At 74.6% G+C, this 13,278-nt stretch carries 10 protein-coding genes; 3 read left to right on the top strand and 7 right to left on the bottom strand.

What is annotated here, in order from left to right:
- Positions 1-7: 7 nt before the first annotated feature.
- From ABTY62_RS25755 to ABTY62_RS25745, 3 genes are all read right to left on the bottom strand, one after another.
- Complete coding sequence (locus ABTY62_RS25755) at positions 8-694, bottom strand: hypothetical protein (protein WP_352131801.1); 687 nt, start codon at positions 692-694, stop codon at positions 8-10.
- On the bottom strand, positions 691-4,290 hold the full coding sequence (locus ABTY62_RS25750) for a CHAT domain-containing protein (RefSeq protein WP_352131800.1): 3,600 nt from the start codon (positions 4,288-4,290) through the stop codon (positions 691-693). Before ABTY62_RS25750 ends, ABTY62_RS25755 begins: the two co-directional genes overlap by 4 nt.
- Before the next feature lie 111 nt (positions 4,291-4,401).
- Positions 4,402-4,569: a hypothetical protein gene (locus tag ABTY62_RS25745; protein WP_352131799.1), complete on the bottom strand. Its 168-nt coding sequence runs from the start codon at positions 4,567-4,569 to the stop codon at positions 4,402-4,404.
- Positions 4,570-4,741: 172 nt separating this feature from the next.
- Here ABTY62_RS25745 and ABTY62_RS25740 point away from each other — a divergent pair, with 172 nt between their 5' ends.
- From ABTY62_RS25740 to ABTY62_RS25730, 3 genes are read left to right on the top strand one after another with little or no spacing between them, the layout of a single operon-like run.
- Positions 4,742-5,938, top strand: coding sequence for a sensor histidine kinase (locus tag ABTY62_RS25740; protein WP_352131798.1), 1,197 nt, complete (start codon positions 4,742-4,744; stop codon positions 5,936-5,938).
- Positions 5,926-6,570 (top strand): response regulator, encoded by a 645-nt coding sequence (locus ABTY62_RS25735; protein WP_352131797.1) that lies wholly within the window; start codon positions 5,926-5,928, stop codon positions 6,568-6,570. Before ABTY62_RS25740 ends, ABTY62_RS25735 begins: the two co-directional genes overlap by 13 nt.
- Positions 6,571-6,597: 27 nt before the next feature.
- Complete coding sequence (locus ABTY62_RS25730) at positions 6,598-6,999, top strand: hypothetical protein (RefSeq protein WP_352131796.1); 402 nt, start codon at positions 6,598-6,600, stop codon at positions 6,997-6,999.
- 73 nt (positions 7,000-7,072) lie between these two features.
- Here ABTY62_RS25730 and ABTY62_RS25725 read toward each other — a convergent pair whose 3' ends face one another.
- The 4 genes from ABTY62_RS25725 to ABTY62_RS25710 form a co-directional block, all read right to left on the bottom strand.
- Positions 7,073-9,640, bottom strand: coding sequence for an FtsX-like permease family protein (locus ABTY62_RS25725; RefSeq protein WP_352131795.1), 2,568 nt, complete (start codon positions 9,638-9,640; stop codon positions 7,073-7,075).
- Positions 9,637-10,461, bottom strand: a complete 825-nt coding sequence (locus tag ABTY62_RS25720; protein ID WP_352131794.1) for an ABC transporter ATP-binding protein — start codon at positions 10,459-10,461, stop codon at positions 9,637-9,639. Before ABTY62_RS25720 ends, ABTY62_RS25725 begins: the two co-directional genes overlap by 4 nt.
- A 145-nt stretch (positions 10,462-10,606) precedes the next feature.
- Positions 10,607-10,978 (bottom strand): hypothetical protein, encoded by a 372-nt coding sequence (locus ABTY62_RS25715; RefSeq protein ID WP_352131793.1) that lies wholly within the window; start codon positions 10,976-10,978, stop codon positions 10,607-10,609.
- The coding region (locus ABTY62_RS25710) for an RHS repeat-associated core domain-containing protein (RefSeq protein ID WP_352131792.1) at positions 10,975-13,278 on the bottom strand (2,304 nt) is incomplete at its 5' end. The genes ABTY62_RS25710 and ABTY62_RS25715, both read right to left, overlap by 4 nt.

Genomic DNA, 13,278 nt, shown 5'->3' with positions numbered 1-13,278 from the left:
GCCTGCTCTACCATGCGCCGTCTCCCACCAACGCGGCGGCGGCCTCGGTCAGCAGCGCGTCCGGCACCCGGCCCACCAGGGCCGCGGGCGCGTCGCGCAGCCACGTGTTGCCGCCCAGCCACCAGTCCGCCGCCCCCCAGGGGTCCTGGTCGGACAGCAGCATTCTGTTGATCCGCTGCACGACCGGGCGGGGCTCGCCGGTATCCGGGTCGAACTGGAACTCCGGGTAGCGATGGCCGAGTTCCGGGTGGGTCAGCCGGATCAGCCCGGCCCTGCCCGGGTCCTCGGCGGCGGCGCCCGTGAGCTGTTCCGGGCCGCGCGCGGGGGCGGTCAGCAGCCGCTGCCTGACCCCCCGGGCGATCTCGGCGCTCGCGGGGTCCAGCGTCGGCCAGTCCACCGACTCCAGGAGCCGTATCACCTCGTCCAGCCGGTCCCCGTCCGGCAGCACCGCCGCGGGGGCGGCACCGGCCGAGCGGAACTGGTCCAGCCGCCTGCGCAGCTCGTTCTCGCGCGGCAGGGCCAGCAGACACAGCCGCACCTCGCGCAGCGCGAAGCGCATGGCCCGTGTGTCGTCCCCGACCTCCCGGAGCCGTCGCACGCTGTCCTGGAAGCGGGCGTACTCCGCGGCGGTGAGGGACGCGCGGATCTCCGGCAGGTGCCGGCGCAGCAGTTCCAGGAGATCGTTGGTGGTCACGACCGTCCTCCTTCCACGGTGGCGCGGGGCGCGGGGTTGCCCTGGTGGATGAACCCGGCCCAGGACACAACCCGGGCCAGCCCTCTCACATTGCCCTCGGTCTCGGCCAGCAACTCATCCCTCAGCCCCGGCACCGGGCGCCGGTCGGGGTCGAGCATCCACAGCTGCGCGGCACGCAACGCGTCCGGCGGCGCCAGCCCCGTCACGGTCAGATGGTGGTGGAACACCACCATCAGCGCCGCCGACGCGCTGTCCGACACCTTCCACCTCGAACCCACCACGTCCGTCGCACCCCGCGCCAACAACGCCGTCGTCGGCGTCAGCGCCTCGTCGTGATCACGGCTGCTGAGGTCCGTCTCACAGGCACTGAGCACGACCAGCGGCCCGGCACCCGACCCATCCTCAGCGGACACGACCGGTACGTCGAGGATGCGGGTGACCGTCAGCCGACCGTGGCCCTGGGCACCCTCGGCGAGGTGCAGGGCCGAGTCGGTGGGCCGCAGCCCGGCCAGACCGTGCACCACAAGGTGCAGCAGCGAGGCGGGCGATGGGCTGCCGGGAAGGTGGGAGAGCACATCCTCGGGCGTGCCCTCAGCCCCTTCGGGCGCGTCCTCGTGCCACCCGTACAGCTGCGCGCCGGGATAGTACGCGGCCAGCAGAGCCGCCACCTCGTCCCGCGCCCACATCAGATCGCCACTCGGATCGGCCACCAGCACCGCACGCTCACCAGCCGCCGTCCGCCCACGCCGCGCCGCCCGCAGAAACTCCCCACCCGACGCCGCGTACGACACGACCGCGCTCTCGCACACATACCTGCACGACGACGACGGCGACGCCGGAAGCCGGGCGGCGTGCCAGGGAACCGCACCGAGATTGCCGCACGGCACCAGGACGAGCCGCGCAGGGCGCTCCCGATCACCATCCGCCGTACGGACCCCCAAGCGGGCCAGCACCAGATCGAGTACGGCCTCGCCCGCCCAGTCGCACAACGACTCCAGCGCGGCCTCCCACCGCCGATGAGCCTCGTCGTACGCGTCCAAGTCGCTCTCGGACACGGCCGAACGCCGCGCACCGGCGTCCAGATAGCGCTCCAGCGGCTCCCGGCCGAGCGGACCGAGCCCCGTAAGCCCCAGCGCCGCCGGCTCGCCGGTGCGCGGCACCAGCACCGCGACGCCGTCCGCGCTGCCCTGCCCGGGCACCAGGTAGACCAGGGCGTCGGCGCCGGCGGCCCGCAGCCCCTCCCGTAGCTCCGCGACCCCGGGGGCGCCGAGCAGTCCGCGCAGCCCCTCCGCCCCGCCGTCGGGCCGCCGCAGCGCGTCCAGGGCGCGGCGGCGCAGGGTGCTGGGGATGGCGAGGCCGGGGGCGGGCTCGGTCGGCATGATGCGGGCGAGCGCGGTCCGGACATCTTCCCGGGTGTCGGTGCCGACACCGGCGGTGCCGACACCGCCGGCCGCCGGCGCGGCCTGAGGCGGGAGGTTCCGTACGGCGCTCCGCCACTGCTCGGCCAGCTCCGCCTCGCCCCGGGCGGCGAGCTGCTCGGGGACCCCGGACGCCGCGGCCGCCGCGCGCAGCACCAGCCCGCGCCCGTTCTCCAGCGACTCCACGGCCTCGTCGACCCGCCCGTCCACGGCCGCCCAGTGGGCGGCACGCAGCCCCCGGCTGGCGCCGGCCCTGGCCACTTCGAGGCCGTGTTCGGCGCCGAGTTGCAGCAGCACGTCCTCCGCGAGCACCCGCAGCGACTCCTGCACGACGGCGACGGCGGCGCCGAGGTCGTCACGCTCCCGGTCGCCGCGCCGCTGATACGCCTCGGCCAGCTCCCACAGCACGCCCTGCACGGTGCCGGGGCTGTTGCGCTCGGTGAGGTCCCGCCGGGCCTGCTCCAGCTCCCCGACCGCCTCCTCCAGAAGGGAACCATCCCCGGTCGCCGCGTGGACGGCCGTCAGCGCGTACACGATGGCCTGCCTGGTACGCACATGCTGGTCGACGCTCGAGGCGGCGCCGTCGAGCGTCCGCCGGGCCCGGGCCACGCCCTCCAGGACACGCGCGGGTTCGGGGTCGGTCAGGGAGGACAGGGCCAGGATGGGTACGCAGGCGGCGTCCATCAGGGGCCGCGCGAAGGCCGGGACCTTCGGATGTGCGACCGCCTCCTCGAGGTACGCGACGGCGGTACGCAGCCCGGTGGTGCCGCCTTCCAGGGCGGCCAGGCTGAGCTGGACGTGGCCCAGCTGGTAGAGGACCAGGAACCGCCACTCGCCGCTCTCGCCGGTCTCCTCCAGCAGGTCCAGCAGCTCGTCCAGCAGGTCCTCCAGCCTTTCGGCATCGCCCTCCTCGGATGCCTCGGCGGCGCACAGCTGAAGGTGCAGGCAGCGGTTGACGATCCGCAGCGCCTCCCCGCCGGACCGGGTGGCATGGGGGGAGCCGAACACCGCGGAACCGGCGCCGAACAGCGCGTCGAGCCGGGAACGCGCCTGGTCGCGGTCGGAGAGGTTGCCGCCCGTCATGGTGGCCGTGGCCAGCAGACCGGGCGAGATGACGGCGGCCATCCAGTCCAGCCGCCCAGCCCCAGCGCCGGAGCCGGGTCCGGCGCCGGACGCCGCGCCGCTGATCAGGTCGGCCGCCTCGGCCAGCCGGTCGGCGTCGCCGGTGCGGGTACCGTGCGCCATGCGGCCCAGCGCGGCCATCATCGCGGTCTGTGCCTCTTCGCCCGCGGGTCCCTCGCTCACCGCCTCGACCAGGGCCGCCAGGTCCTCCGGGCGGATGGTGCCGGGAACGCTGAGCTCCAGCAGAAGGGCGACCTGGGCGAACGCCAGGGCGGCCTCCTCGTCGGTGATCTCCGACGCCGCCTCGCCCTCCCCGTCCTCCCCGCCCTGGTCGGCCGTGTCCCTGGTGAAATCGGCGACCATGTCGGTCAGGGCCGGGATCAGTTCGGAGCCGGGTCCCGGCAGCCGCGTCGCCATCTTCTCCACCAGATCGGCGATCTGCTGGACGTCCCCCGAGTTCACGACGTCGGGTATGAGCCCCAGGGTCTCGGCCATCCACGACAGGGGTTCGGCCAGGTGCTCGGGCGTGGTCGCGGCCAGTTCGGTCAGCAGCCCGCCCAGCTCCGCGAGGTCGCCGGTGAGTTCCGGGTCGCCCCCCGCTATCCGGCGGCCCACTTGGAAGGATTCCAGGAGGCGGGGCAGCGTGCCGTCCCACCCGGCCGTCATGGCGGGCGTCAGCAACAGCGTGACCTGGTCCAGGGTGGCGGACCGCCCGTCCGGTGCGCCGAGCGCCCCGGTGGCGCGGGCCGCGCGCAGCAGCCGCAGTCCCCGGGCCCGGTCCTCGTCCGTGGGGGCCCGCTGGTAGCGGGCGGCGTACAGGCCGCCGAGCCGGGCCCGTACGGTGCACAGCAGCGGGTCGGCGTCCGGGACGGCGGCGGCCAGCTCCGCTTCGAGTGCGTCCAGTTCGGACCGTACGCGGTCGGCTCGCGCGGGGTCGGGTGGTGCGGAGGGAGGCGGTTCGCCGTCGGCGAGGCGGTTCGACGTGGTGCACGCGAGGGCCTCGGCCGCGGCCCGTTCGGCTCTGCCGCGTAACGCCGCGATGTCCTTCTCGTCCATGAGCCCGTCCCCCTTCGCCGCGCGAGGCTCCGTCCATCATCGGCCCATCGGCCCGGACTCAGGAGGGGTTTGATCGGCTCTGCCGGAAACCGACCGGAAGTCGGCCGCGAATCACCCGGCGTGCTTGTCGCGCAGCGCGTACAGGCCCGCGGCCGAGCTGATCACCACGATGCCGGTGCCGATGCTGACCAGCATCTGGGTCACACCGCTGAGGGTGATGCTGGTGAAGACGTTGGCGAGGAGGGCGATGGCCAGGACGGCCCAGAGCAGAGACTTCATCGTGGATTCCTTCGGTGAGCGGTTCCGGTGAGCTTGTGAGATCCACAATGCCGTTCAGGACATGGGGTGTTCGAGGGAGTGCTCTCCCGAACTGGAGGTGTAGCGGGCTACACCACGGGCTGGGGAGCCCAACCAGTCCCGCCCCCGCCGGCCGTCGCCTAGCCTCTTGGCCATGCGGGAGACAGTGGAGCAGGCCGGGCGGGCCACGGCCCAGTTGATGCGGGCGGCCGGGCTGGCCCTGGTCTCGTATCTCTACGTCGCGCTGCTGCTGTTCACCGCCGTCGCGACGGCCATCGTGGTCGGCGCGGGGGTGCTGCCGGAGACGGTGCTGCTGCTGCGCAGGATGGCCGGGTTCAAGCGGCGGCAGGTGGGGGCCTGGTCGGGGAAGCCGGTGCCCGAGGCGTATGCGCCGCTCACCGGCGAGCTGTCCGAGCGGGTGCGCGCGGCGGTCCGGGACCCGTCCACCTACCGGGATCTGCGCTGGCTCTTCGCGCACTTCGGCTACGGCCTCATCACGGCGTACGTCTCGCTGATCGTGTGGTCCGTGGGGCTGTTCGTCGACGGGGTGTGGTGCGGTCTGCTGAGGCGCCCGGCCGTGGTGCTGCCGCTGATCTCGCGCCTCGCCGACCTGGACGCCGCCTGGTCGAGCGCGCTGCTGACGCCGTCGCCCGAGGCCCAGCGCAGCGCCCGGCTCGCCGAGCGCGTCGAGGAGCTGACCGCCACCCGGGCCGGCGCCGTGGCCGCGCACGGCGCGGAGCTGCGGCGTATCGAGCGCGATCTGCACGACGGCGCCCAGGCGCGGCTGGTGTCGCTGTCGATGCGGGTCGGGCTGGCCAAGCGGGCGTACGACAAGGACCCCGACGCGGCGCGCCGGCTCCTCGACGACGCGCAGAACCAGGCCGAGGAGGCGCTGACCGAGCTGCGCCACGTCGTCCGCGGCATCCACCCGCCGATCCTCACCGACCGCGGTCTCGCCGGCGCGGTCCGCGCGCTCGCGGCCAGCAGCGGGCTCGACGTGGCCGTGGACGCGGACGGCATCGAGGGCGAGGACGTGCCGCGTGCCCCCGCCGCGGTCGAGGCCGCCGCGTATTTCGTGATCGCGGAGGCGCTGACCAACGCCGCGAAGCACAGCGGGTCGCGGCGCGCCTGGGTGGAGCTGATCCGTACCCCCGGTCGGCTGCGGATCGTGGTGCGCGACGAGGGCCGGGGCGGCGCCGAGACCCCGGCCGCGACCCCTGCCGGGGGAATGGGAGGCAGCGGATTGCTCGGGATGCGCCGCCGGGTGGCGGCGCTTGACGGGACCATGGAAGTGTCCAGCCCCGTCGGGGGGCCGACCGTGATCGAAGTGGAGCTGCCGTGCGCGTGGTGATCGCCGAGGACAACGCCTTGCTGCGGGAGGGCCTGGTCCTGCTGCTGAGCTCCGCCGGGCATGAGGTGGTGGCCGTCGCGGGCAGCGGGCCCGAGGTGCTGCCCGCCCTCCTCGAACACCGCCCTGACGTGGCGGTCCTCGATGTCCGTATGCCCCCCGGCTTCCGCGACGAGGGCCTGCGCGCGGCGCTCGCGGCGCGCAAGGAGATCCCCGGCCTGCCGGTGCTGGTGCTGTCGCAGTATGTCGAGGAGACCTACGCCGCGGAGCTGCTGGGCGGCGGCGCGAGCGGGGTCGGCTATCTGCTGAAGGACCGGGTCGGCCGGGTCGACGAGTTCCTGGACGCCCTGGAGCGGGTCGCGTCGGGCGGCACGGCGCTGGACCCGGAGGTGGTCACCGAGCTGATGACCCGCCGCCGCGACGACCCCCTGGACACCCTGACCCCGCGCGAGCGCGAGGTGCTGCACCTGATGGCGGAGGGCCGCGACAACGCCACCATCGCGAAGACGCTGGTGGTCTCCGACCGCGCGGTCAGCAAGCACATCGGCAACGTCTTCGCGAAGCTGAGCCTGCCGCCGAGCGACAGCGGGCACCGCCGGGTGCTGGCGGTGCTGGCCTATCTGAACAAGGGGTGAGGCGCGCGGGCCCGCATAATGCGGGGCATGGACCTGCGCCCGGAGTTGCTTCCGCCGCCCGTGGACCAACAGCACCTCGATGAGCTCGGCCGCGAGATCGAGCGCATCGCGGACCTGATCGCTCAGGGCGGACCGGCGGAGGACGCCATCGCCGCCTTCAGGGAGAGAACCGGGCACGCGTACACGCCCCTCGACTTCACCGAGTACCACGGATGGCGCGACCTGGGCGGCTTCGCGCGCGAAGCCGCCCGGCCGGCCTGGCCGAAGGTGCGCGACATCACGCGCGGCGAACTCGTCGAAATCGTCCGCAGAATCCTGGCCGACGATCCCGAGGCGGAGTGGCCCATCCCCAGGCGGCCGGCCTGTTCTTCCACCCCCCGGCCGAACTGCGGGACGCCCCCGCCGAGGCGATCGTCGACGCGGCGCTGAGCCACCGTGCGATCGCCCTGTGACACCCGGCCGCCCCGCACCCCGCTCGGCCCGTCGGGCGGGCCCGTACCACTCAGCCGGTGGCCGGGCTCGCCCCCGGGTAGCGGCCGCGCAGCGCGGCCCAGGACGGGGGGAGGGTGCCCGCGGCCGTGGTCACGGCGACGACGCCGACGATCACGAGCGCCTGGGCCGGGGGCAGATAGGGGACCGTGCGGGCCATCGCCACGCTGAAGGCGAGGAGTGGCACCGAGGCCACGGCCGCGCCCACGGCCAGGCCCGTCAGGGCCGTGGCGCCCGCTTCGAGCCGCAGCATCCGGCGCAGTTGGCGGCGGCCGGCTCCGGCGAGGCGCAGCAGGCGCAGTTCGGGGCGGCGGCCGATGGTGATGAGCGAGAGGGTGCTGAGGACGGCGATCGCCGTGAAGGCGCCGATCGCGGAGACCGCGGCCACGGTGACCACCTCGCCGAGCGCCTGGTCCGCCGCCTCGACCTGGATCGGCGCGGGGTCCCGCTCCACCCGGGTGCCGGGGACCGCCGCGGCCAGGGACTTCGCGAGCGCCGCGCGGTCGGCGCCGGGCGCGGCCGCGACGAGGACCCGGCCCTCGCGGGGCGTGGAGGTGTGGGCCAGCAGCTCGTCCCGGGAGAGGAGGAAGTCGCCGAGGGCGAGGGAGCGTTCGTAGACCGCGACGACGCGCAGCTTCGCCTCTGTGCCGTCCCCGAAGCGGAGGGTGACCGTGGAGCCGGGCCGGGCGTCGAGGGAGCGGGCCCGGTCGGCGCCGACGGCGACGGTGCCGGGGCGCAGCGACCGCCAGGTGCCGTCGCGCAGGTCCGGGTCGAGGGTCCGGGGGAGCCGCTCGGGGGTGACGCCGAGCACCGGGAGCCGCTCGAGCCGGGGGTCGCCGGCCTCGCGGTGGGCCAGCACCACCGTGCCGGGGACGACGTCGGTCGCCGCCCGCACCCCGGGCACCTGGCGGATCCGCTGTACGGCGCCGTCCGGCAGCCCGCCGTCCGCGCGCACCGCGAGGTCGGCCCGCATGGCGTCGCGGGCCTGGCCCTGGCCGGCGTGGGTGAGTGTCGCGCCGCCGGAGAGCTGTACCGCGGCGAAGGCGGTGACCAGGATGATCGGGGTGAGGGCGGCGCCGAGGCGGGTGGCGGAGGCCGCGCAGTTGGCGGCGGCGAGGTGGCCGCCGGGCCCGCCGAAGCGGCGCAGCGGGGCGCCGAGGACGCGCATCGCGCCCCGGGCGATCCACGGTCCGAGCAGCGCGCAGCCGATGACCATGACCACCGCGGCCGACCCGGCCGCCATGGCCGCGGTCCGGCCGGACTGGAGGACGGCCGTGCCCGCCGAGCTCACCCCCAGGAACAGCAGCACCAGCCCGGTGACCCGGCGCGGCGTGCCGGGGGCCGCCTCGCGCAGCGCCTCCGCGGGGCGGAGCCTGGCGGCCCGGGCGCAGGCGATCCAGGCCGCGACGCGCGCGATCAGGATCGTGAGCCCCGCGGTGACCAGGGGCGCGGGCCACAGCCACGGCGGGAGGGGGAGTTCGAGACCGTCGGGCAGCGCGCCGCGCGCGTCCAGCAGCAGGCGCAGCGCCTCGTACGCGGGGAGCGCCGCCACGGCGCCCAGCAGCGCCGCGGGGACCGCGACCCGCCCCACTTCGCGCCCGACCGCGCCGCGCAGCTGCCGCGGCGTGGCGCCGACCGCGCGCAGCAGGCCCAGCTCGTGGGAGCGCTGCCGCAGCGCCTGCACGACCGTGGAGGACACGACGAGCAGCGCGACGAGGACGACGATGACGGTCACGGACGCGAGCATCTCCAGCATGCCCTGGCGGGCCGGGGCGACGTCCAGGAACTCGGGGTTGCCGCGCCCGTTCCCCGCGAGGACCCGGACCTTGGCCGAGTCGCCGTCCGCGCGCCGCCCCACGCTGGGGATGTCCGCCGCGTCCAGCGCGTGCCGGACCCGGCCGTACAACGCGTCGGTGCCCACGCCGGGTTCGGCGATCACCCCGATGGCGTCCAGGGTGTCCGGGTGTCCGGCCAGGCGCCGGGCCTCGGCCGCCTCGAAGTAGACCGCGGTGTCCGGGCCGTCGGCCAGGCCCACGACGGTGTACGCCGCGTCGGCGCCGGCCACGCGCAGCGTGACCCGCTCGCCGAGGCGGGCCCCGCCGCCGCCCGTCACGACCTCGCCGGCGCGGCGCGGGGCGCGCCCGTCCCGCAGTTCGTACGGCGCGAGGCGGGCCGCGTCCCAGGGGCGGCCGGTGAGGGCCTGCCCCGCGCGCCCGGCCCGGAACACGTCGTCGGCGACGGCCGCCCGTACGCCGGGCACCTTCCGCACCACGCCCAGCGCGCCCTCCGGCACCCGCACCCGCTCGGTGAGCCCGGCCCGCACGGTCTGGGGGTCGCTGCCCCACGGCTTGGCGGTGAAGCGGGTCTCCTGGTCGCCCGTGACGACGAGGTCGGCCGCCGCGTACCGCTCCACGCGGGCGTGGCCGAGCCCGGCCGAGGCGAGGGCGAGCCCGAAGGAGCCGAGCAGCAGGGAGGTGAGGGCCAGCGCGGCGAAGACGGCGGCCCACGCCTTGCGGTGCGTACGGGCGGCGCGGGAGGCCAGCAGCTTGGTCACCCGCGCAGCGCGCGAAGACGGGCTCACGCTCCCCACCCCTCACGCGCCGCGCCCTGTCCCGCGTCCCGTCCGAGGTCCCGCATCATGCGGCTCACCTCGTCGGCGCCCGGCCGCTCCAGCCGCTCCACGACCCGCCCCCGCGCCAGGAAGAGGGCCTCGTCCGCCCAGGCGGCCGCGGCCGGGTCGTGGGTGACCATCACCACGGTGTGGCCGTCGCGGTCGACGGCCTGCCGCAGCAGCGCGAGCACGCCCTGTGCGGTGGCCGGGTCGAGCGCGCCGGTGGGCTCGTCGGCGAAGACGATGTCGGGCTCGGTGACCAGCGCGCGGGCGATCGCCACGCGCTGGCGCTGCCCGCCGGACAGCTCCGTCGGCCGGTCCTCGCCCCGCTCCCCGAGCCCCACCGCCGCCAGCGCCCGCGCGGCCCGCCCGTCGGACTGCTCGCCGCCGAGCAGCAGCGGCAGGGCGACGTTCTCCGCGACGCTGAGCGACGGCACGAGGTTGTGGGCCTGGAACACGAACCCGATCCGCTCCCGCCGCAGCCGCGTCAGCGCGGTCTCCTTGAGCGAGGCCAGCTCGGTGCCCCCGATGCGCACCGTGCCCGCCGTCGGCCGGTCGAGCCCGGCGGCGCACTGGAGCAGGGTCGACTTCCCGGATCCGGACGGTCCCATCACGGCGAGGAACCGGCCGCGGGGCACCGTGAGATCGACGGGGTGCAGCGCGACCACGCCCCGCCGGTACTCCCTGCTCACCCCCCGCAGCGTGAGCGCGTCGGCCACCGGCCCCGGCCTCGCCCCCGCCCCCGCCCCCACCGCGTCCAACGTCCCCGAACCGCCCCGCTGCCTGCGCATTCGTACGTCCTCCCCCTTGCTCGGATGCCTCGTCTCGTCCACTCACGAGGCTAGGAACGGGCGGGGGCGCGGGGCAGAGAGCACGGTCCCGTTCCGGGGGTGTAGCGGGCTACACCACGCGCGGTATCAGCGGGGTGAGCCTGGCTCAGGGGCGGCCGCTGCTCGGCTCGTTGCCCCCGGCGTCGCGTACCGCGCGCAGGGCGCTTTCGATCGCGTTCCGAAGGTGGGATCGCGCGTCTCCCGCGTCGGCCTTGCGCAGCAAGGCCGACAGGAAGTCCGGGTCCGGGTATCCGCCTTCCCGGGGTTCCTTCGTCGCCCATAGGTGCGACCAAATGGCGATCATCATCTCGTTGCAGGCTTGAGCCTCCCGCAATTCGCGTTCGCCATCGCCGTCACCGTCACCGTCACCGGTGAAGACATCGCGCGCGGAGATCCCCAGCCGATGCCCCAGGGCCACCAGGAACATTTCCCTGGACCCCGAATTCAGCGTCGCCAGAACCTGATCCCGTGCACTCATTGATCCATATCCCAGAAATCTTGATCCGACATCGGCTTGCGTCCACCATAGGACTCGCGCGGCAGCGAATCGACGTCGTATCCACGCGACCGCAGAACCGAGACCCTCGTGTTTCCATTCATGACCGTCCCATCCGGCTTGACGATCAGCGGTTCATGCGCGCCAGGCCTCAGGGACCAGACGATGTCCTCCGTGTCCTGTTTGCGCCAGAACTCCAGGGAACTCTTGTCGAGCGAGCTGCCCGGATGCAGCGGATTCAACGGGGGTTGTTTGTCTCCGCACCCTTCCAGGCCGAGCGGGTCCTGCCAGGTGTGGGGGTTTCGCACATAGGCCTGGGGGCTCGGTGCGGGGGCCAGGCCGAGGGGGTCGGGGGTGAGGTAGCGGGCGGTCTCGGGGTCGTAGTAGCGGTGGAAGTTGTAGTGGAGGCCGGTTTCCGGGTCGGCGTACTGGCCGGGGAAGCGGAGGGGGCAGTCCGTCGCGTCGGGTGGGGTGGGGAGGGCGGTGCCCCAGAGGGTGGTGCGGTGTTGCCAGGCCAGGTGGCCGTCGGGGGCGATGAGTTCGGTGGGGGTGCCGGTCGGGTCGGTGACCACGGCGTGGAAGCGGGTGGAGCCCGGCTCGCGGTCGGTCTGGGTCAGCGGGCGGTGGGTGCCCGGGGTGTAGTCCCAGGTGGTGATCGCGCCGTCGTGGGTGGCCTGTTCGGCGAGGCGGGTGCCGTCCCAGGTGAAGGTGAGGGAGGTTCCGGCCGGGCCGGTTTTGGCGATGCGGCGGCCGAGCGGGTCGTAGGTGTACGTCCACTCCTCGCCGCCTGGGGTGGTGGCGTGGGTGAGGCGGTCCTCGGCGTTCCAGGTGTAGGTCCAGGTGCGGGTCCGGCCGTTGAGGAGTTTGCGGGTCTTGCGGATCAGGCGGCCGGCCGCGTCGTGTTCGTAGGTGGTGCGGCCCGCCCGGCGGATCAGGGTGCCCCGGTAGGCGCGGTCTCCGGTGGTGGGGTGGTCGGGGGCGGTGGCGTGGGTCTGGTTGCCTGCCGCGTCATAGGCGTACTTCTCGCTCCACCCGTGCGCCTGGACGCCCGTCACCCGCCCCATGCGGTCCAGCGTGAAATCGCGGGTGCCGGTGGTGAGTTCGCGGATCTCGGTGACGTAGCCGTCGGGGCGGTAGGTGTAGGTGCGGTGCTGGAGCAACAGGTCCTGAGACGCGGTGGACAGGCTCTGGGTCGCCAGGCGTCCGGCGCCGTCCCAGCCCTGGGTCAGGGTGACATCCCCCGTGGCGCGCCGTGTCTCGCGGCCCGCCGCGTCGTGGGTGAAGGCGAGGGTGTGGCCGGCCGTGGTGAGGGTGGCGGGCCGGCCCGTCGCCTCGTGGGTCCAGGCGGAGGTCAGGCCCGACGGTGTCGTGCGGTGGGTCCGGTTGCCCGCCGCGTCGTAGGCGTACGTGGTCGTGCGGCCGTTCAGCGCTTCCGAAACGACGCGGCCCACCGGGTCGCGTTCCCAGGTCAGCTCCGCGTCCGCGTTCGCCACGTGGCGGAGGGCGCCGCTGGGGTCGTACGCGTACCGGGTGACCTCGCCGGTGGCCTCGTCTCGCTGGGCGATCACGCGGCCTGTCGCGTCGAGGGTGTAGCGCAGTGTTTCGCCCAGTGCGTTGGTCCGGGCGGTGAGGCGGCCGGCCGCGTCGCGTTCGTAGGTGCGCGTGGCGCCGTTGAAGTCGGTTTCGGCGACGAGGCGGCCGGCGGTGTCGTACTCGTAACGCCACTGGTCGCCCTGGGGGTTGGTGACCTGGGTGAGGCGGAGTTCGGTGTCGTGGGTGAAGGTGTAGGTGGCGCCGTCGGGGTCGGTGCGGGTGGCGGGCACATCGAAGTGGGTGTGGGTGTGGGTGGTGGTGTGCCCGGCTTTGTCGGTGTGGTGGGCGAGGTTGCCCTCGGTGTCCCACTGCCACACCTCGCGGGCGCCGTCCGGCCCCTCGCGCCAGGCGGGCCTGCCTTCGATGGTCCAGCCGTGGCGGGTGGTGTGGCCGAGGGGGTCGGTGACGGCGGTGATCCGGCCGTGGGGGCCGCGGCGGATGCGGGTGGTGTGGCCCAGGGGGTCGGTCACGGTGACCGGCAGGCCCGCCGCGTCGGTGGTGACCTGGGTGGTGTGGCCCAGCGGGTCGGTGACCGACGACAGGTGGCCGGAGCCGTCGTAGGCGTAGTGCGTGGTGGCGCCACTCGGGTCGGATGTGGAGGTGCGCGCACCCCGGTGGTCGTAGGTGTGACGCCAGATTGCGCCGTTGGGCTCACGGACCTCGACTGGGAGGCCCCAGTCGTCGTAGAC

It is taken from the genome of Streptomyces sp. NPDC097640, from assembly GCF_040302705.1.
Lineage (GTDB): Bacteria > Actinomycetota > Actinomycetes > Streptomycetales > Streptomycetaceae > Streptomyces.
The sequence above is the reverse complement of the archived record's forward strand: the minus strand, read 5'-3'. Positions and strand labels throughout refer to the sequence as shown.